General features: G+C 63.5%; 16 protein-coding genes. 2 read left to right on the top strand and 14 right to left on the bottom strand.

Annotation, left to right across the window (positions count from 1 at the left end; genetic code table 11):
• Positions 1 to 18: 18 nt before the first annotated feature.
• The 12 genes from K675_RS0129625 to K675_RS0129570 all read right to left on the bottom strand — a co-directional run bounded on the left by K675_RS0129625 (position 19) and on the right by K675_RS0129570 (position 13,414).
• Positions 19 to 225: a hypothetical protein gene (locus K675_RS0129625; RefSeq protein ID WP_017907076.1), complete on the bottom strand. Its 207-nt coding sequence runs from the start codon at positions 223 to 225 to the stop codon at positions 19 to 21.
• 270 nt (positions 226 to 495) lie between these two features.
• Entirely contained in the window at positions 496 to 675 is a 180-nt protein-coding gene (locus K675_RS0129620) for a hypothetical protein (protein ID WP_017907075.1), read from the bottom strand.
• A 157-nt stretch (positions 676 to 832) separates the two neighbouring features.
• Positions 833 to 2,005, bottom strand: a complete 1,173-nt coding sequence (locus K675_RS0129615; protein ID WP_037007397.1) for a lactonase family protein — start codon at positions 2,003 to 2,005, stop codon at positions 833 to 835.
• Entirely contained in the window at positions 1,995 to 2,279 is a 285-nt protein-coding gene (locus K675_RS0129610; RefSeq protein ID WP_017907073.1) for a DUF5629 family protein, read from the bottom strand. The genes K675_RS0129615 and K675_RS0129610 overlap by 11 nt, the downstream gene beginning before the upstream one ends.
• Before the next feature lie 302 nt (positions 2,280 to 2,581).
• Positions 2,582 to 4,957: an efflux RND transporter permease subunit gene (locus K675_RS0129605; RefSeq protein ID WP_017907072.1), complete on the bottom strand. Its 2,376-nt coding sequence runs from the start codon at positions 4,955 to 4,957 to the stop codon at positions 2,582 to 2,584.
• 34 nt (positions 4,958 to 4,991) lie between these two features.
• Positions 4,992 to 6,044 carry a WD40/YVTN/BNR-like repeat-containing protein gene (locus K675_RS0129600; protein WP_026145649.1) on the bottom strand — a complete coding sequence of 351 codons (1,053 nt, stop codon included), beginning with the start codon at positions 6,042 to 6,044 and terminating at the stop codon, positions 4,992 to 4,994.
• Between the two features lie 840 nt (positions 6,045 to 6,884).
• The gene (pepN, locus tag K675_RS0129595; protein WP_017907070.1) at positions 6,885 to 9,542 is read right to left on the bottom strand and encodes an aminopeptidase N; all 2,658 of its coding nucleotides are present in this window, start codon (positions 9,540 to 9,542) and stop codon (positions 6,885 to 6,887) included.
• A 12-nt stretch (positions 9,543 to 9,554) separates the two neighbouring features.
• Positions 9,555 to 10,385 (bottom strand): DUF2797 domain-containing protein, encoded by an 831-nt coding sequence (locus tag K675_RS0129590; protein WP_017907069.1) that lies wholly within the window; start codon positions 10,383 to 10,385, stop codon positions 9,555 to 9,557.
• Positions 10,382 to 10,642, bottom strand: coding sequence for a YeaC family protein (locus K675_RS0129585; RefSeq protein ID WP_017907068.1), 261 nt, complete (start codon positions 10,640 to 10,642; stop codon positions 10,382 to 10,384). The genes K675_RS0129590 and K675_RS0129585 overlap by 4 nt, the downstream gene beginning before the upstream one ends.
• Positions 10,643 to 10,674: 32 nt before the next feature.
• Positions 10,675 to 11,556, bottom strand: a complete 882-nt coding sequence (locus K675_RS0129580) for a rhomboid family intramembrane serine protease (protein WP_017907067.1) — start codon at positions 11,554 to 11,556, stop codon at positions 10,675 to 10,677.
• Positions 11,553 to 12,527: a metallophosphoesterase gene (locus tag K675_RS0129575; protein WP_198291709.1), complete on the bottom strand. Its 975-nt coding sequence runs from the start codon at positions 12,525 to 12,527 to the stop codon at positions 11,553 to 11,555. The genes K675_RS0129580 and K675_RS0129575 overlap by 4 nt, the downstream gene beginning before the upstream one ends.
• Positions 12,524 to 13,414, bottom strand: a complete 891-nt coding sequence (locus tag K675_RS0129570) for an NAD(+) kinase (RefSeq protein WP_017907065.1) — start codon at positions 13,412 to 13,414, stop codon at positions 12,524 to 12,526. The genes K675_RS0129575 and K675_RS0129570 overlap by 4 nt, the downstream gene beginning before the upstream one ends.
• Before the next feature lie 106 nt (positions 13,415 to 13,520).
• Between K675_RS0129570 and K675_RS0129565 the strand changes: the two genes are divergently transcribed.
• Entirely contained in the window at positions 13,521 to 14,471 is a 951-nt protein-coding gene (locus K675_RS0129565) for a DUF1853 family protein (RefSeq protein WP_017907064.1), read from the top strand.
• A 19-nt stretch (positions 14,472 to 14,490) separates the two neighbouring features.
• Here K675_RS0129565 and K675_RS0129560 read toward each other — a convergent pair whose 3' ends face one another.
• Positions 14,491 to 15,774, bottom strand: a complete 1,284-nt coding sequence (locus tag K675_RS0129560; RefSeq protein ID WP_017907063.1) for an arsenic transporter — start codon at positions 15,772 to 15,774, stop codon at positions 14,491 to 14,493.
• Between the two features lie 380 nt (positions 15,775 to 16,154).
• On the opposite strand from K675_RS0129560, the gene K675_RS0129555 reads away from it, so the two are divergent.
• Positions 16,155 to 16,706 carry a cytochrome b gene (locus tag K675_RS0129555; protein WP_026145648.1) on the top strand — a complete coding sequence of 184 codons (552 nt, stop codon included), beginning with the start codon at positions 16,155 to 16,157 and terminating at the stop codon, positions 16,704 to 16,706.
• On the opposite strand, the gene K675_RS0129550 is transcribed toward K675_RS0129555, so the two are convergent.
• Positions 16,684 to 17,523 (bottom strand): 1-aminocyclopropane-1-carboxylate deaminase/D-cysteine desulfhydrase, encoded by an 840-nt coding sequence (locus K675_RS0129550; protein WP_420066355.1) that lies wholly within the window; start codon positions 17,521 to 17,523, stop codon positions 16,684 to 16,686. The genes K675_RS0129555 and K675_RS0129550 overlap by 23 nt on opposite strands.
• Position 17,524 lies beyond the last annotated feature (1 nt).

The raw sequence follows: 17,524 nt of genomic DNA, 5'->3' as shown, positions 1-17,524 counted from the left end.
GCTATCGTCAGCGACGGGTCAGGCCCCGGTGTCGGCGTTGTGCGCGAGCACGCCGGCGGACTGGGTCTTGTGTTCGAGCGGGATGCTCGGCGTCGCCAACTGGATCGCCGCATCATCCGAGCCGTGCAGCATGCTGGACAGACTGACCACCAGCACCAGCACCACGTACAGGCCGATAGCCAGGTAGGCGCCGTGTCGGGCAGATGTCAGAAGGTTGCTGGCCATGGTGTTCTTTCTCCACAGGCGAATGTCATGCCTATAGGATCCATCATAACCGCAGAACTAAGTAGGCAACTATTCAAATAGTCGTCATCAGCAAATTTAATTACCAGGAGTCAATAAGCCAGCGTCAATTAATTCGGCCTACATGGGTTTTATTGCAACTAAAACAGCGTATGCGACAACGCCGGGGCGAATTCACTCTCATGGCAGGCGGTCAATGGACCAGCTGCCGAATGAGTGCATTCGCTCCGGCGTTGCGAGGTATTTCAGCGCTCAGTGTTGAGCCTTGTGATCCAGAGCGGCGTAGAAGTTGGCGCTCTGTTGCAGGTACTTGGGAGTGTAGCTCTGGGTGTGGGATTTTTTCTCGCCGATCTCGACGTTGGCACTGGCTGGCAGGGCAACGGAAGCGGAGATGGCGGAAGCGGCGATGATGGAGAAAAGATTGAAGTTCATGTCGAAAACCCTCGAATGTCAGTTGGCTTGCCTGCCCTTTCAGGCCGTGAGTCCAAAGTACATCCGAGGGGTGTTCGGGTTGAAATTCATTGCAGCAGTAGCGGATATCAGCGTGATTAATAGAAGTGCAAGCCCCTTGTAGATCGGGGCCTGCGGTCTATTGTCGCGGCAGGAATCCGAGGTAGCTCGGTGCATCGAAGGGCAAGCTCTGCACGGTTTCGCCCAGCAGGCCGGTGTCGGCATCGCGCTCGATCACCACGATCTGGTTGCTCTTCTGGTTGGCCACCAGCAGGAACTTGCCGCTAGGATCAAGGGTGAATTCGCGCGGATGATCACCCTCGACCGAACGCCGTTGCAGCTCCTTGAGCTCACCGCTGGCCGGGTCGATGGCGAATACCAGCAACTGGTTGGCGGTGCCACGGTTGCTGACGTAGAGGAACCTGCCGTCTCCGGAGACATGCAGGGCCGCGGCGGCCTTGTCCGATAGCGGCTGCTGGTCGGCCAGTTCCACCCGCTGCTTCTGGGTGAGCTTGCCATCCTGATAATCGAACACGGTGACTTGCGCACTCATTTCGCTGGTCAGCCAGGCATGCTTGCCATCGGCGCTGAACAGCAGGTGACGCGGACCACTGCCTGGCGGCAACTGGACGTAGGCCGGGGTGGCCGGGGTCAGCGGCATTTCCGGGTTGGTCTTGGGGTCGTACCGGTAGACGAAGATCCTGTCCGCGCCCAGATCGCTGGCGAAGACGAAGCGACCGTCCGGCGACGACACCACCGAATGCACGTGGGCCGAGGCCTGCCGTTCCAGGTTGACCAGGCTGGCCGGATGGCTGCTGAGCTGCACCGGTGGCGACAGCCTGCCCTTGGCATCCACCGGCAGCACCGCCAGGCTGCCGCCCGGATCTTCCAGGACCGAGTAATTGGCGACGAACAGGTAGCGCTGGTCGCCGCTCAGGCTGGCGTGGGTCGGCTCGTTGCCCAGGCTCTGCACCTGGTTGATCGGCTTGAGCTGGTGGTGCCTGGGGTCGATCGAGTAGCTGCTGACGCGGCCGACCGGGTCCTTCTGGCCCGGACCGTTTTCATTGACCGCATACAGCCGGCGCTGGTCGGGGGAAAGGACCAGCCAGGACGGGTTGGCGGCCTTGATCACCTGCAGCGGCTTGGGATCGAGCTTGCCGGTGCGGCTGTCGAACTGCAGGCGATAGATGCCTTCGCTCTTGCCGGCGGTGTAGGAGCCGACCAACAACTGGACGGTATCACCCGAGGCCGCCAGAACCGGCATCGAGCCGATACTGCCGGCCATCAGCAGGGGCCAGAACTTACGCATCATCCTGTTCATCCTCCGCTTCCTCCTTGGCACTGAACGCGCTCAGGCACACCAGGCGATGCTCACCGGAGTCACCGACCACGACCCAGCTCTGCAGGGTCTCATCGAAGGTGGCGGCCTGCACCTGGGCCGGGCTGAAGGTCCAGCGCTTGGCCGCGCGACCGTCCATGCACTCGATCAGCAGGCCGGCATCGTCGAGGGTGAAATCGAAGGCGTGCAGCCCGTCGATTTCCAGCATGTCGCAGGCTTGGAGGGCAGTGAGCAAGGTGTCGGTCATGGCGGTTTCTATCATTTTTCGGGAAAGCGGCAATGATAGGCGATATTGCAGCATAAAGGTTCCATGGGCTAGGAAACCGGTGTGGCGAGCGGGCTTGCCCGCGCTGGGCTGCGGTGCAGCCCCAAAACCTGCAACCGTGGTTTTCCGGATAAAACCCGGCCGCCCGATTTACGACTGCTGCGCAGTCGAGCGCGGGCAAGCCCGCTCGCCACATTGCCCGCCATCCTGTCCTCAGTATTGCCCGCCGTCCTGTCCTCAGTATTGCCGTCGTCGTGTTCTCGGTATTACCCGTCGCCCTGTTCTCAGTGGGCCAGCAAGGACCCGCCCACCTTGCCCGCCAGCTTCTCCGGCTTGATCAGGAACCGCGCCAGCGCCGGCAGCAGCCACAGCGCGCCGAACATGTTCCACAACAGCATGAAGGTCAGCATCAGGCCCATGTCGGCCTGGAACTTGATCGCCGAGAAGATCCAGGTGCAGACGCCGATCGCCAGGCACAGGCCGGTGAACAGCACCGCCTTGCCGGTGGAACGCAGGGTCTGGTAGTAGGCCTCCTGCAACGACAGCCCGGCACGCAGGAAACTCTCCAGGCGGCTATAGATGTAGATCCCGTAGTCCACGCCGATGCCCACGCCCAGCGCCACCACCGGCAGGGTCGCGACCTTCACGCCGATGCCCATGAAGGCCATCAGCGCGTTGCCCAGCACCGAGGTCAGCACCAGCGGCAGGACGATGCACAGGGTCGCCGCCCAGGAACGGAAGGTGATCATGCACATGGCCGCGACACAGATGTACACCAGGATCAGGATGGTCAGTTCGGCCTGCTTGATCACCTCGTTGGTGGCCGCCTCGATCCCGGCATTACCGGCCGCGAGCAGGAACTCCAGGCCTTCCTTGTTGTTCTCCTTGGCAAACTCCTGCACCGCATGCACCGCCCGGTCCAGAGTGGCGGCCTTGTGGTCGTTGAGGAACACCAGCACCGGCGCCAGCGAGCAGTCGGCGTTGTACAGGCCGTCGGCACGGGAGATCGAGTTGTTCAGCACGTCCGGGTTGCGCGACAGGGTTTCCCACTTCAGGTTACCCTCGTTCATGCCCTTGATCATCTGCTTGGACACGGTCACAAGAGAAATCGCCGACTGCACACCCTCGGTGTTCTGCATCTTCCACATCAGCTCATCGATCGGTGCCATGGCCGCATAGCGCGAGCAGCCTTCGGACACGGTCTTGACCATCACCACCAGCACGTCGGAACTGGTCGAGTAGTTGTTGATGATGAAGCTGTTGTCCTTGTTGTAGCGCGAATCGGGACGCAACTCCGGCGCGCCCTGGTCGAGGTCGCCGATCTTCAGGTTCTGGCTGTACCAGAGGCCGCCAGCGAAGGCCAGCAGAGCAAGACCGATGGATACCGGCGCCACCTTGGGACTGGCAAAATTCGACAGCAGGCGCCAGAACGGGTGTTCGCGGGTCGCATCCTTCTTGCTGCGCTCGACCGCCTTGCCGCTGATACCGACATAGGAAATCGCCACCGGCAACAGGATCAGGTTGGTGAACACGATCACCGCCACGCCGATGGAGGCGCCGATCGCCAGTTCACGAATCACGCCGATATCGATGATCAGCAGCGTGATGAACCCCACGGCGTCGGCCAGGATCGCGATCATTCCCGGCAGGAACAACTGTCGGAAGGTTCGCCGCGCCGCCGTCAGGGCATTGTCGGCCTCGCTGGACTGCAAGGCGATACCGTTGATTTTCTGCACGCCGTGGGAAATGCCGATGGCGAAGATCAGGAACGGCACCAGCATCGAGTACGGGTCCAGCCCGAAGCCGGCGGCATGCATCAGCCCCAGTTGCCAGATCACCGCCACCAGCGTGGTGATCAGCACGGCGATGGTGCTGCGGATACACCAGGTGAACCAGTACAGCAGCACCAGGGTGATGACAAAGGCTATGCCGAAGAACATCACCACCATGATCAGGCCATCGATCAGGTCGCCGACCTTCTTGGCGAAACCGACGATGTGGATCTTCACATTGGGGTTTTGCGCCTCGAACTTGTTGCGGATCTTCTCTTCGAGCTGGTGCGAGAACTTCTGGTAGTCGAGCTTGAGCAGCTTGCCCTGGTCCTGCGGGTCCGGGTAGGACTCCAGCAACGGAATGTCGACGATGCTCGACTTGAAGTCGTTGGCCACCAGGCGGCCAACCTGGCCGGACTTGAGCACGTTGTTGCGCAACTGGTCGAGGCTGTCGGCCGAGCCGTTGTAGCTCTGCGGGATCACCTCGCCGCCGGCGAAGCCCTCCTCCGTCACTTCGGTCCAGCGCACGCTGGGGCTCCACAGCGACTTGAGGCCGGAGCGATCGACACCGGGGATGTAGAACACCTCGTCATGAATCTGGCGCAGAGTGTCCATGTATTCCTTGCTGAAGATGTCGCCATCCCTGGCCTCCACCGAAATGCGCACGGTGTTGCCGAGGTTGGCCAGGTCGTTGCGGTGCTCCATCATCTTTTCGATGAACGGATGCTTGAGCGGAATCATTTTCTCGAAGCTGGTGGACGGTCGGATCAGCGTCGCCTGCCAGAACAGGAAGAGGCTGACCAACAGGCAGATCACGATCACTGCCGGGCGGTTGTTGAAAATCAGGCGTTCGAGAAACGTCGCCTTGTCCTGATGATGACTGCTCATGCGAAACTCCCCGCCTTCTTGTTATTAGCCCTGCTCACTTGACCTGCTCGCTGCCGGTTGGCGAGGCGACGTGGGCGCCGCCCTGGCCGACCAGGATCAGGTTGCCGTTGCCGGCCGTGGTGACCGCCGACAGGGAAATGCGGTCGGGACGGTTGAAGACACTGAAGGTCACGCCGTCATCGGTGCTGCGGATCACGCTGCCGCCGTTGCCGACGATCACCAGCGAACCGTCGGCCAGCAAGGCGCCGCCGGACAGGCCGAACTCCAGCGCGCCGCGGGCGGCCTTGAGTTCCACCGGCTCCCAGCTGGAGCCGAAATCGCTGGAGCGATAGAGGTTGCCGCGCAAGCCGTAGGCCAGCAGCGTGGCCGGCTCGGCGGCACCGATCACGCCGAACAGCGACCCTTGGTAAGGGCCGTCAAGGCGTTCCCAGGTCTGGCCCCAGTCGGCCGAGCGGAACATGCTGCCTTGCTCGCCGACGATGAACAGGCCGGAATCCTTGACCGCGGCGATGGCGTTGAGGTGGTACTGGTCTTCGTTGTCGAGCCGGTCGCTGGCGTCTTCCCAGTGCTGGCCGCCATCGGTGGTTTCGAGCAGGGCCCCATAGGCGCCCACGGCAAAACCGGTACTGGCATCCTTGAACCAGACGTCCAGCAGCGGTGCTTCACGCTTGAGGTCTTCGAACTGCTTGGTCCAGGTGGCGCCGCCATCACTGCTGGCGAGGATCTGTGCGTCATGGCCGACAGCCCAGCCGTGCTTGTCATCGGCGAAGTAGACCGCCGTGAGCAGTTGCCGGGTCGGTACCCGGGCCTGGGTCCAGGTCGTGCCCTGGTCATCGGAAAACAGGATATGCCCACGATCGCCCACAGCGACCAGGCGGGCACCGGCGTGGACCACGTCGAGCAGCAGGCCCTTGGCGGCCTTGGAGGACTCGATGGCATAGACACCGTCGGCCGCACCGGCAGCGGTCGCGTTCACGGGGCCTGCCAGCAGCGCCAGCCCGGACAAGGAGAGCATCGAGGTCAGCAAGACCGCGCGCCGCCAGGTTGGCGGTCGGCGGGAACCCGTACCCTTCACAGGCTCATTCATAGACCTTTCCCCCTTTATTATTGTTAGGTCGTCCAACCTTTCAGGGCGCCTTCAAGGGCGTTTTCAGCGCTGCCGATCGTCTGAAACCAGCAATCTAGAGCCCCGTCCAAGGCTGGAGCTATCCTATCGGGCTTTGGAATCGTCTGACAATCGACGCCACGTTATCTTTTGTTAACCCGGGGCCTTGCGGGGGGACATGAATATCGGGGCATCAGGAGGGGTGATGAACAAGGGCCACGGATGTGGCCTTTGCAGGGGGCTTGCTGTCGATGCACAGAAGCACTGCTTGAGGTGTGCTGCTTGTGGTGTTCTGCTTGTGGTGTTCTGCTTGTGGTGTTCTGCTTGTGGTGTTCTGCTTGAGGTGCATTGCATTGTGGCGAGCAGGCTTGCCTGCGCTCGGCTGCACAGCAGCCGCAAAACCCGGCAATCCGGTGCACCTGATACACCACAGTGACCGGTTTGGGGAGCGCCTCGCGCTCCAGCGCGGGCAAGCCCGCTCGCCACAAGATCGGCTCAGGTCTGACATGGAAAGCTCAGTCCGGAGCCACCCACTGGTCTGGCAGAACAGCGTCAGGTCAGGCTCTTGCTGACCACCTCGTAGACGTGTTCTGCTTGAGGTGTGCTGCTTGTGGTGCATTGCATTGTGGCGAGCAGGCTTGCCTGCGCTCGGCTGCACAGCAGCCGCAAAACCCGGCAATCCGGTGCACCTGATACACCACAGTGACCGGTTTGGGGAGCGCCTCGCGCTCCAGCGCGGGCAAGCCCGCTCGCCACAAGATCGGCTCAGGTCTGACATGGAAAGCTCAGTCCGGAGCCACCCACGGGTCTGGCAGAACAGCGTCAGGCCAGGCTCTTGCTGACCACCTCGTAGACGTCCGCCGACAGTTCGCCCGAAGCACGAATGCGCTCCAGCTCGGCCTTCATCAGCACCTGGCGGGCCTTGTCGTACTTGCGCCAGCGGGTCAGCGGCGCCAATTGGCGCGAGGCGATCTGCGGGTTCAGCGCGTTGAGCTGGATCACGATGTCCGCCAGGAAGCGGTAGCCGGAGCCGTCCGCCGCATGGAAGTTGACCAGGTTCTGCCCGGCAAAGGCGCCGATCAGCGCGCGCACCTTGTTCGGGTTGCGCAACGTGAATGCCGGGTGCTCCATCAGCGCCTTGACCCGCTCCAGGCCACCGGGCAGCGTACTGCCGGCCTGGACGCTGAACCACTGGTCCATGACCAGCGGGTTGTCCTTGAAGTGCTCGGCGAACACCGCCAGGGCCTTGGCCTTCTCTGCCTCGAACGGCGAATTCACCAGCACCGCCAGGGCGGTCAGGCGTTCGGTCATGTTGTCGGCGGCGTCGAACTGCTCCAGGGTCGCGGCCAGCACCTGCGGCTTGCCACTGAGCATCAGGTAGGACAACGCGATGTTCTGCAGCGCACGACGGGCGAAGTGCTCGTTCTCGGCGATGTAGGCGGTGTTCTTCGACACCTCGCGGTTGGCCTGGTAGCGCTGCCACAGGCCGTCGAACAGTTGCTCGGCCAGCTGCCGACGGGCGAATTCGCGGGCCGCGTGAATCGAGTCGACCTCCGCCACCTCGCTGATTTCGGTGAGGTAGGCCTCGCTCGGCAACGACAGCATCTCGGCAACCATCGCCTGGTCCAGCCGGTCGTTGGCCAGCACACTGCGCAAGGCGACGACCAGGCGCTGGTCGAGCACCAGTTCCTCGCCCTTCCGATGCTGCCCGATCAGGTCCTGCAGCACCTGCACCGACAGTTGCTGGCCGGCATCCCAGCGGTTGAAGCCGTCGCTGTCGTGCTGCATGAGGAACATCAGTTGGTCACGGTCGTAGGGGAAGCTCAGCTTGACCGGCGCCGAGAAGCCGCGCAGCAGCGACGGCAACGGCTTGGCCGCGATGCCAACGAAGGTGAAGGTCTGCTCGGCCTCGCTCACCGACAGCACGCGGCTGGTGGCGCCCGGAGCGGCCTCCCCGGCCAGTTGCAGGGCGATTTCCGCGCCCTGGGCATCCAGCAGGCCCAGTTCCACGGGGATCACGAACGGCAGCTTTTCCTGCTTGTCCGGGGTCTGCGGGCAGCTCTGGCGGAAGGTCAGGCTGTAGGTCTGCGCCTTGGCATCATAGCTTTCGCTGACCGCCAGGCGTGGCGTGCCGGCCTGGCTGTACCAGCGCTTGAACTGGGTCAGGTCGACGCCGTTGGCGTCTTCCATGGCCTTGACGAAGTCGTCGCAGGTCACCGCCTGGCCGTCGTGGCGCTCGAAATACAGGTCGCTACCCTTGCGGAAGCCTTCGGCACCGAGCAGGGTGTGGATCATGCCGACCACTTCCGAGCCCTTCTCGTAGACGGTCAGGGTGTAGAAGTTGGAAATCTCGATGAAGCTGTCCGGACGCACCGCGTGGGCCATCGGGCCGGCATCCTCGGCGAACTGGTGGGTGCGCAGGTAGGCGACGTCCTGGATGCGCTTGACCGTGCGCGAGTTCATGTCCGAAGAGAAACCGGCATCGCGGAACACGGTGAAACCTTCCTTGAGCGACAGTTGGAACCAGTCGCGGCAGGTCACGCGGTTGCCCGACCAGTTGTGGAAGTATTCGTGGGCGACGATCGCCTCGACACGCTGGTGCGCGGCATCGGTGGCGGTCTCGGCGCGAGCCAGCACGGCGCTGGAGTTGAAGATGTTGAGACCCTTGTTCTCCATGGCGCCCATGTTGAAGTCGTTCACCGCGACGATCATGAAGATGTCCAGGTCGTATTCGCGGCCATAGACTTCCTCGTCCCAGCGCATCGACTTCTTCAGGCTGTTCATGGCGTGCTGGCACTTGTCGATGTTTTCCGGCTCGACATAGATACGCAGCGCCACGTCGCGCCCGGTCATGGTGGTGAAGCTGTCCTCGACGCACCACAGGTCACCGGCCACCAGCGCGAACAGGTAGGCCGGCTTCATGAACGGGTCTTCCCAGGTCGCCCAGTGCCGCCCGTCTTCCTGCGGACCACTGCCGATCGGGTTGCCGTTGGACAGCAGCACCGGATATTGGTGCTGCTCGGCAATGATCGTCGTGGTGAAGGTGCTCATCACGTCCGGGCGATCGAGGTAGTAGGTGATCTTGCGGAAGCCTTCGGCCTCGCACTGGGTGCAGAACATGCCGCTGGACTTGTACAGGCCTTCCAGGGCGGTGTTGCTTTCCGGGTGGATCTTCACGCTGGTGTCGACGGTGAAGCGGTCGCTCGCCGGCTGCAGGGTCAGGTGGTTTTCGTCCAGCTGGTAGTCCGCGGTGCCCAGCTCGCTGTCGTCCAGGCTGACCGACAGCAGTTCGAGCAACTGGCCGTCGAGCACCAGCGGCGGCAGGCCCGCCCCGCGCACGGGGTTGCGGCGCATCAGCAGCTGCGCGTGGACCAGGGTGTGGTCCTCGAACAACTCGAAGGTCAGGTGCGTCTCGTCGATCAGGTACTCGGGGGCCTGATAGTCCTTCAGATAGATCATCTTCGGCTGTTCGGTGCGCATGGGTGCGTCCTTTTACTGATGCACGGCGAGCTGGTAGGCCGTGTATTTACGGATATTGATCACGCCGGTGTCGAAGATCAGGTATTGGCCCTTGATCCCCATCAGCGTGCCTTCGGCAATCGGGTTCTTGTCCAGGTTGAAGCTGACGATCTTGGTCGGATAGGCCTCGATCGGGTAGCGGATTTCCAGGGGCTCGACGTCCGACACCGGCTGGATCGCCTGCAGGCCGAAACGTTCCTGCAGCGCCTGCAGCCCCTCGGCACAGGATTCGAACAACTGATCTCGCACCTGGCGCAGGTCCACCGCCGGCGCGTCGCCCTTGAGCAAGGCGCGCCAGTTGGTCTTGTCGGCCACCTGGCCGCGGAAAAGGTCCTCGACGAAGCCGGACTGCTGGCGGGTCGCCACGCGCATGATCGGCAACGCCTGGCTGGCGCCCTGGTCGAGCCAGCGGGTCGGCAACTGGGTGGCGCGGGTGATGCCGACCTTGATCCCCGACGAGTTGGCGAGGTACACCACGTGGTCGGTCATGCAGAACTGCTCGCCCCAGGCCGGCTCGCGGCAGGTGCCGGCGTCGTAGTGGCAGCGTTCCGGGCTCATGATGCAGGTGTCGCACTGCGCCAGCTGGGTCATGCACGGGTAGCAGTAGCCCTGGCTGAAGCTGGTCTTGGTCTTGCGCCCACAGTGGGTGCAGTGGATGGCACCGAGAAACTCCAGGCGCAGCTTGCGGCCGATCAACGGATTGACCGGCACCTCGCTGTCACCCAGGCGGAAAGTGTATTGCACGGTCGACGCGTCCAGACGCGTCGCCATCTTGCTGACTGCACCACGGCCGAGTTCGATCAATGGATGGCATCCGACTTGAACAGGATGTTCGGGATCGGCGCCGACTTCGATGCACACTGCTGCGGACCCATGTAGCCGGTACGCTGTTCTTCCGGCAGATTCTGGGTTTCCCAGGCGATCATCGCCTGCAGCGACAGTTCGCGCTGTTCGGTGGTGAGCTTGCGGCCATCGGACCATTTGCCGATTTCCACCGCCAGTTTCAGGCTCTGATAGATATCGGGGGTGATGTTTTCAATCATTTCGATGAAAGAGGACATTGAAGTCTCCAGACTTTTTCAAGACATTCGAATCAGGCGGCCAGTTTACGCCGGGACCACAGCCCACCCAACAAACCGGTGAAACATCCGATGAGCAGCCCGCCGACATGGGCGCCGTTGGCGATCTCGCCGAAGCCGATCAGCGAGATCACGCCGGACAGGCACACCAGCAGCCAGATCAGCATCATCGCCAGCACGCCACGTGGCAGCCAGTAGACCGGGTTGGGCGCCAGCCACTGGTAGATCCAGCAGTGTCCGAGCAGGCCGTAGAGCACGCCGGACAGACCGCCGAACAGGCTCGGGCCGCTGACGTAGTATTGGCTGAAGTTCGATACCAGGCTGAACAGCAGGGTCAGCCCCAGCAGGTGGAGGCCCCCCTGGCGCAGCTCGATGCGCTTGCCCAGTTCCCAGTACCACAGGCCGTTCATGGCGATGTGCAGGAAACCGAAGTGCAGCAGCATCGGTGTCACCAAACGCCACCACTGCCCCGCCGCCAAGCCGTCCGCCAGGGGAATGAAGCGGAGGTAATCACCGCTCACCCGGAAATCGAGAAAAGTGAACCAGTGCACCGTCATCAGGTTGTCACCCAACCAGGTGATCGCCCCGACCATCAGGGTCAGCACCAGAACGAATGCGGTGACCGGGCTGCGCCGTACCTGGCGGACCAGGCCCGAGCCGAACGGTGCAGATGGCACAGGTGGCGCCAGCAACCCCTTCAACCGATTGTCCGGATCGCCTTCGGAGAAACACCGGTAGAGCGCCAGCACCTCGGCGCCGATCGACTCCGGCACCCACAGCACCTGCTCGTCGCCCTCTTCATTGATGCGGTGCGGCATCTGCAGGCGTTGCAGCAGTTGCACGAAACCACTCAGGTCGGTGCCCAGCGGCACACGCAGGATGGCAGTGGCGGTCATCTTGGCACCTCGGGACGCTCGACATCGACCCAGACGAACTTGTTCGGATCGAGTTGGGTCTCCGCATCCAGGCGATAGGCCGCCAACTTGCCGTACAGCACCGCACTGTAGTCCAGGCAGGCCAGGTTCGGCCGAATCGGCATCGGCCGGCCACTGCGCCAATAGTGGCCGACGAACAGCATCGGTTCCTCCAGGCCGTAGCGCAGCAAGGCGTTCTTTTCGTGCGGCGACAACGGCTTGCGCGCCACCTGCTCGGGCAAGGCGTCGGGCTGGAAGACGATGTCGCCATAGGTCTGCGGATCGTCTTCCCAGAACTTGGTTCGGAAGAACGCGCGGGTCAGGCCGTCACCGCCGGTCAGGGTCAGGCCGTCCGGCAGGCGCATGTCAGTGCCCCGCAGCAGGCGGTTGAGCACGGTGCAGGCAAAGCTGCCGGACACCGCCGAGGCCTGGACGAAATGTTCGTCGATACGTCCCTGCGGGTACTGCACACGCAGCGGCTCGATCAACCCGCCATCCCAGCAGGCATGGACGACGCGGAAACGCCCGGCATCGAGGAACAGCGGCAGTTCATAGAACCAGCCGAGGAAATCGTGCCAGTCGGCCGGGTGTCCCTCGAACTGGGTCAGGGTTTCGTGCAGCAGGCGCGCGTGTCGCGGCGTGTGCTCGCGGACGAACTGCTTGCCGCTGCCCGGCGGCGCCGCCGTGGTCCAGCCCAGGGCGTTGAACTCGTGATTGCCCATGATGCAGAGTGCCTGCCCGGCCTCGACCATGTCGTGGACGATGTGCAGCGCCTCGCGAATGCGCGGGCCGCGGTCGATGATATCGCCGAGGAATATCGCCATGCGCGAGGGATGACGCCAGACCCCGCCCAGCTTGTGATAGCCGAGCATGTCCAGCAGATGTTCGAGGGTATGGGCGCAACCGTGCACATCACCGATCAGATCGTAGCCACGCGCGGGATCGAGCATCAGTCGCCTCCACCACCCAACCGGCTGCCCCAGCCAAGCTTGGTCCTGCAGACTTCGTAGTAGTTGTGATCCAGCGGGTGGATCAGGCGCAGTTTCTGCGGTTTCTTGCTGACGGTCACCGTATCGCCCGGCGCGCAGGTGAAATGGTTCTGGCCGTCGCAGGAGACTTGTGGGTAGATCTGCATGTCCCGGGATACCACGATTTTCAGTTCGCTGTTGCCATCCACCACAATGGGGCGGCTGGACAAGGTATGGGGGTACATCGGCACGATTACAATGGCATCGAGCTTGGGATGCATGATCGGGCCGCCGGCCGACAGCGCATAGGCGGTGGAACCGGTAGGGGTGGCGACGATCAGGCCGTCGGCCTTCTGGCTGCAGACGAACTGGCCGTCGATGTACAGTTCGAACTCGATCATCCGCGTCGACTTGCCGGGGTGCAGCACCACGTCGTTGAGCGCGTCGCCCTGACCAATGGCTTCCGCATGGCGGCGCACTTCGGCCTGCAGCAGGAAGCGGTTCTCCACCAGGTAGTGGCCGTCGAGCACCTTGGCCACCTCGACCTCGAGGTCGTCGGGACGGATATCGGTGAGAAAGCCCAGGTTGCCGCGGTTGATCCCCAGCACCGGCACGTTGTGCCGCGCCAGCGCACGGGCGGCGCCCAGCAGGCTGCCGTCGCCACCGACGACGATGACCATGTCGCAGACCTCGCCGAGCATCTTGCGTGAAGACGTCTGCAGGCCATGGCCCGGCAGCACTTCGGCGATGGTGTCCTCGAGTATCACATGCATGTGCCGCTCGAGCAGGAAACGCTTGAGACGGCGAACGGTATCCAGCACCTGCGAACTGCCCAGGCGGCCAATGATGCCGATATTGCGAAATTGCTCCATGGGGCTCCTGAAAAAGGTTCTGCGGCAGGCAAAAGAACGATTATGGGCGAAAGCCGGTCCGAGACAAAATCCTTTCAGCCTCGAAGCAAACGGCTATGCTCGCAGAATGATCCTGTTTCCCGGCTTGCTCAACCTCCCCCGCCAGTTGCACCACCCCGAGGTGCGCGACCTGGCCTGGGTCATCCTGGCACCGCCGATGCTGCGCGACACCCCCTGGCCACAGCGCCATCCGCTGACCGGCAGCGACTGGGTGCAGTCGCCCGGGCAACTGGAACATTGGCTGCGCGGGCTGGATGACGACAGCAGCGACCTGCAGCACTGGCTGGCCCAGGCCACCACCCGCCGGCTCGGGCTGTACTACGAACGGCTCTGGCAGTTCGCCGTGCGCCACGCGCCGGGCATCGAACTGATCGGCGCCAACCTGCCGATCCGCCGCGAAGGCCACACCCTGGGCGAACTCGACCTGCTACTGCGCGACCGCGACGGCGTGCACCACCTGGAGCTGGCGATCAAGCTCTACCTGGGGCCGCAACAGGGCCATGGCGATGAACTGGAGCGCTGGCTCGGCCCCGGCTGCCATGACCGCCTGGATCGCAAGCTGACGCACCTGAGCGAGCACCAGTTGCCGATCTCCGCCCGCCCGGAAAGCCGCGAAGCACTGGCGGCGCTGGGCATCGGGCATTTCAGCGCACAGCTGTGGCTTGGCGGCTACCTGCTGTATCCGTGGCCCGGCAATTCGTGTCCGCCGCGCGGGGTGCATCCGCAGCATCTGCACGGGCGCTGGCTGCACCAGCGCGACTGGGCGGATTTTCGCGTGCAAAGCCCGCCCGGGCGCTGGCAGCCACTGCCGCGCCATGCCTGGCTGGCGCCAGCTCACTACAGCGAGGAGCAGGCCTGGACCGAGGAACGGCTGGATGACTGGCTGGACCAGCTCGATCCCCAGGCGCCCGCGCAACTGCTGGTACGCCTGACCCGCAATCGCGCGGGCGACTGGGAGGAAGCCGAGCGGCTGTTCCTGGTGGCCGACCTGTGGCCGAATGTGCCGGGGTCGACCTGACGGCCCTGTCCTCGGCGATTTACAGGGACAAGCGCAGGGCCAAGGCCGCCAGGGTCACCAGCAGCACCGGCAGGGTCAGCACGATCCCGACCTTGAAGTAGTAGCCCCAGCCGATGCGAATATCCTTGCGCTCCAGCACATGCAGCCAGAGCAGGGTCGCCAGGCTGCCGATCGGGGTGATCTTCGGCCCCAGGTCGCTTCCGATGACGTTGGCATAGATCATCGCCTCCTTGACCACCCCACCGGCCTGGCTGGCATCGATGGACAATGCGCCGATCAGCACCGTGGGCAGGTTGTTCATGATCGACGACAGCAAGGCCGTCAACAGCCCGGTGCCCATCGCCGCGCCCCAGACGCCGTGCTCGGCGAACCGGTCGAGCCAGCCGGCGAGGTAGCCGGTCAACCCGGCATTGCGCAGGCCATAGACCACCAGGTACATGCCCAGGGAAAAAATCACGATCTGCCAGGGCGCCTCGCGCAGCACCTTGCGCGTGGAAATCCGGTGCCCCCGTGCGGCAATGCCCAGCAGCAGTGCGGCGCAGACCGCCGAGATGGCGCTGATGGGGATTCCCAGCGGCTCCAGGGCGAAACAACCGATCAGCAGAATGACCAGCACCCACCAGCCGGCGATGAAGGTCGCCCGATCGTGGATGGCACTGGCCGGCTCGTCCAACTGCGCCGGGTCGTATTGCGCTGGAATATCGCGACGGAAAAACACCATCAGCACCAGCAGCGTCGCCGCCACGCTGACCAGGTTCACCGGCACCATGACCGCCGCATAGGCGTTGAAACCGATGTGGAAATAATCCGCCGAAACGATATTCACCAGGTTCGACACCACCAGCGGCAGGCTGGCGGTGTCGGCAATGAAGCCGGCGGCCATGACGAAGGCCAGGGTCGCCGCCTTGGAAAACCGCAGCGCCAGCAGCATGGCGATGACGATCGGGGTGAGGATCAACGCCGCGCCATCGTTGGCGAACAACGCCGACACCAGCGCCCCCAGCAGGACGAAGGCGGCGAACAGCCGACATCCACTGCCCTGCCCCCAGCGCGCGACATGCAACGCCGCCCAGGCGAAGAAGCCGGCCTCGTCGAGCAGCAGGCTGATGATGATCAGGGCGATGAAGGTCGCGGTGGCGTTCCAGATGATCTGCCAGACCAGCGGGATATCGCTGAGCTGAACCACTCCGCTGAGCAGGGCCAGCAGCGCGCCGAGCGTGGCGCTCCAGCCCACCCCGAGCCCCTTGGGCTGCCAGATCACCAGGGTAATGGTCAGCAGGAAAATCAGTACTGCAATCAGCATGAGGGCAAGATCCGTGGGGTCGGGGAATGATTCGGGGGGACGGCTCAGCAACAGACTGCCAGGCCAGGCTGATAATTCCGAAGGCAGGCGATAAAACACCATATTCCCATTCGTGGGCAAGCCCGCCCCCACAAGGTACGGGTAAGTCATGGACTGTCCCAGGCAATCCAGCCCCTGGGCAGCCATCCTGTGTGAGAGCGGGCTTGCCCGCGAATAGACCTCAGAAAACAGTGATTTCCATTCACGAAACTTCGTCGCTCTCCTGCCAGCCTGCCTCGGGCAAAAGGCTTGAAAGCGTATTAGAGTGCAGGAACGACTCCGTCGCTCAAGAACGGAGCGTGCAAGCCCTGATCGATGCCCTGATGAGTGAGGAACAATCCATGCCCTGGAAGAACACCGACAGCCGCTACGGCAACCTGTCGATCGCCCTGCACTGGCTGATGCTGGTGCTGCTGATCATTGTCTACTGCTGCATCGAGTTTCGTGGCCAATTTCCCAAAGGCAGCGGTGGCCGGGCGCTGATCGTCGAGTTCCACTACATGCTCGGGCTGACGGTGTTCGCCCTGGTCTGGCTGCGGCTGGTGGCACGGGCCATCGGCGTGGCACCGAAGATCGTGCCGACACCACCGACCTGGCAAAGGCTGCTGTCGAAGCTGATGCACATCGCGCTTTACCTGTTCATGATCGCCACGCCGCTGCTCGGCTGGCTGGTGGTCAGCGGCCAGGGCCACCAGGTGATGTTCTACGGCATCGACCTGCCGACACTGATTGCCGAGAACCGCCCGCTGGCCAAGGAAATCAAGGGCTGGCACGAGCTGGCCGGCACGCTCGGCTACTGGCTGATCGGCCTGCATGCGCTGGCCGGGCTCTATCACCACTATGGGGTGCGCGATAACACCCTGGCGCGGATCATGCCGAAGCTGCATCGCTGAAACCGCGACGCCCCTGCAAGCCCCCGGTATGGACGAAGACCAGCCGTGTGCCGGGGGCGAACCTGCAGGCACGGACCTGCCCATGCAACGCCATCAGCGCCTTGCCGGTGTATAGCGGCTCCAGCGGCACGCCGCCCTGCCGTTCGTTCTGGATGATGAACGCCTGCAAATCGCCGTCGACCCTGGCGAACCCGCCACGGCAGGCGTCGATCAGTTCATAGCCGCTGTCGACCATACCCGCTTCGGCGAGGATCCTCGCCATCGAGGGCGCGACACCGTGATTTTCCGGCACCGCCAGCGCGGCATGCACCACGCGCCGCCCCGCCTCGGCCAGCACCAGACCGGCAGCGGTGGTACCGGTTCCCGCCGCGAGCCACCAACCGTGGAAGCTCTCCCAACCGAGCCGTGGCAACTGTGCTTCGACCATTGCCGGCAGCCCCCCGCAACCGAGCGCACCCGCCAACCCGCCACCGCCCTCGGGTACGGCATGCAACCGCGGGTAGCGGGCTTGCCAGGGCAACCAGAAACCGGGCTCATGGCGCTTGCGATAGCCTTCATAGCCGAGCCAGTGCAGTTCCATGCCGAAGTCCTGGAGATCGCGGACGGTCGGGGTTTGCACGGGATGCCCGCGCAACAGGCCGACGGTGTCGAAACCGAAGCGCCGACCGGCGGCGGCCAGGGCATGCAGGTGGTTGGAGTGGGCCCCGCCCAGGCTGATCAGCCCGGCGGCCTTGGTCTGGCGTGCGGCAGCGATGTGCTCGCTGAGCTTGAACCACTTGTTGCCACTGATCAGCGGATCGATCCGATCCAGACGCAGG

The organism is Pseudomonas fuscovaginae SE-1 (assembly GCF_000364705.1).
Taxonomy (GTDB): domain Bacteria; phylum Pseudomonadota; class Gammaproteobacteria; order Pseudomonadales; family Pseudomonadaceae; genus Aquipseudomonas; species Aquipseudomonas fuscovaginae_A.
This window is presented reverse-complemented; position numbering and strand designations above follow the sequence as displayed.

Bases quoted from the DNA above. Each gene is read 5' to 3' on its own strand.
- K675_RS0129610 (WP_017907073.1), bottom strand. From the start codon at position 2,279: ATGACCGACACCTTGCTCACTGCCCTCCAAGCCTGCGACATGCTGGAA.
- K675_RS0129560 (WP_017907063.1), bottom strand. From the start codon at position 15,774: ATGCTGATTGCAGTACTGATTTTCCTGCTGACCATTACCCTGGTGATC.
- K675_RS0129615 (WP_037007397.1), bottom strand. From the start codon at position 2,005: ATGATGCGTAAGTTCTGGCCCCTGCTGATGGCCGGCAGTATCGGCTCG.
- K675_RS0129570 (WP_017907065.1), bottom strand. From the start codon at position 13,414: ATGGAGCAATTTCGCAATATCGGCATCATTGGCCGCCTGGGCAGTTCG.
- K675_RS0129580 (WP_017907067.1), bottom strand. From the start codon at position 11,556: ATGACCGCCACTGCCATCCTGCGTGTGCCGCTGGGCACCGACCTGAGT.
- K675_RS0129600 (WP_026145649.1), bottom strand. From the start codon at position 6,044: ATGAATGAGCCTGTGAAGGGTACGGGTTCCCGCCGACCGCCAACCTGG.
- K675_RS0129605 (WP_017907072.1), bottom strand. From the start codon at position 4,957: ATGAGCAGTCATCATCAGGACAAGGCGACGTTTCTCGAACGCCTGATT.
- K675_RS0129620 (WP_017907075.1), bottom strand. From the start codon at position 675: ATGAACTTCAATCTTTTCTCCATCATCGCCGCTTCCGCCATCTCCGCT.
- K675_RS0129555 (WP_026145648.1), top strand. From the start codon at position 16,155: ATGCCCTGGAAGAACACCGACAGCCGCTACGGCAACCTGTCGATCGCC.
- K675_RS0129625 (WP_017907076.1), bottom strand. From the start codon at position 225: ATGGCCAGCAACCTTCTGACATCTGCCCGACACGGCGCCTACCTGGCT.
- pepN (WP_017907070.1), bottom strand. From the start codon at position 9,542: ATGCGCACCGAACAGCCGAAGATGATCTATCTGAAGGACTATCAGGCC.
- K675_RS0129565 (WP_017907064.1), top strand. From the start codon at position 13,521: ATGATCCTGTTTCCCGGCTTGCTCAACCTCCCCCGCCAGTTGCACCAC.
- K675_RS0129585 (WP_017907068.1), bottom strand. From the start codon at position 10,642: ATGTCCTCTTTCATCGAAATGATTGAAAACATCACCCCCGATATCTAT.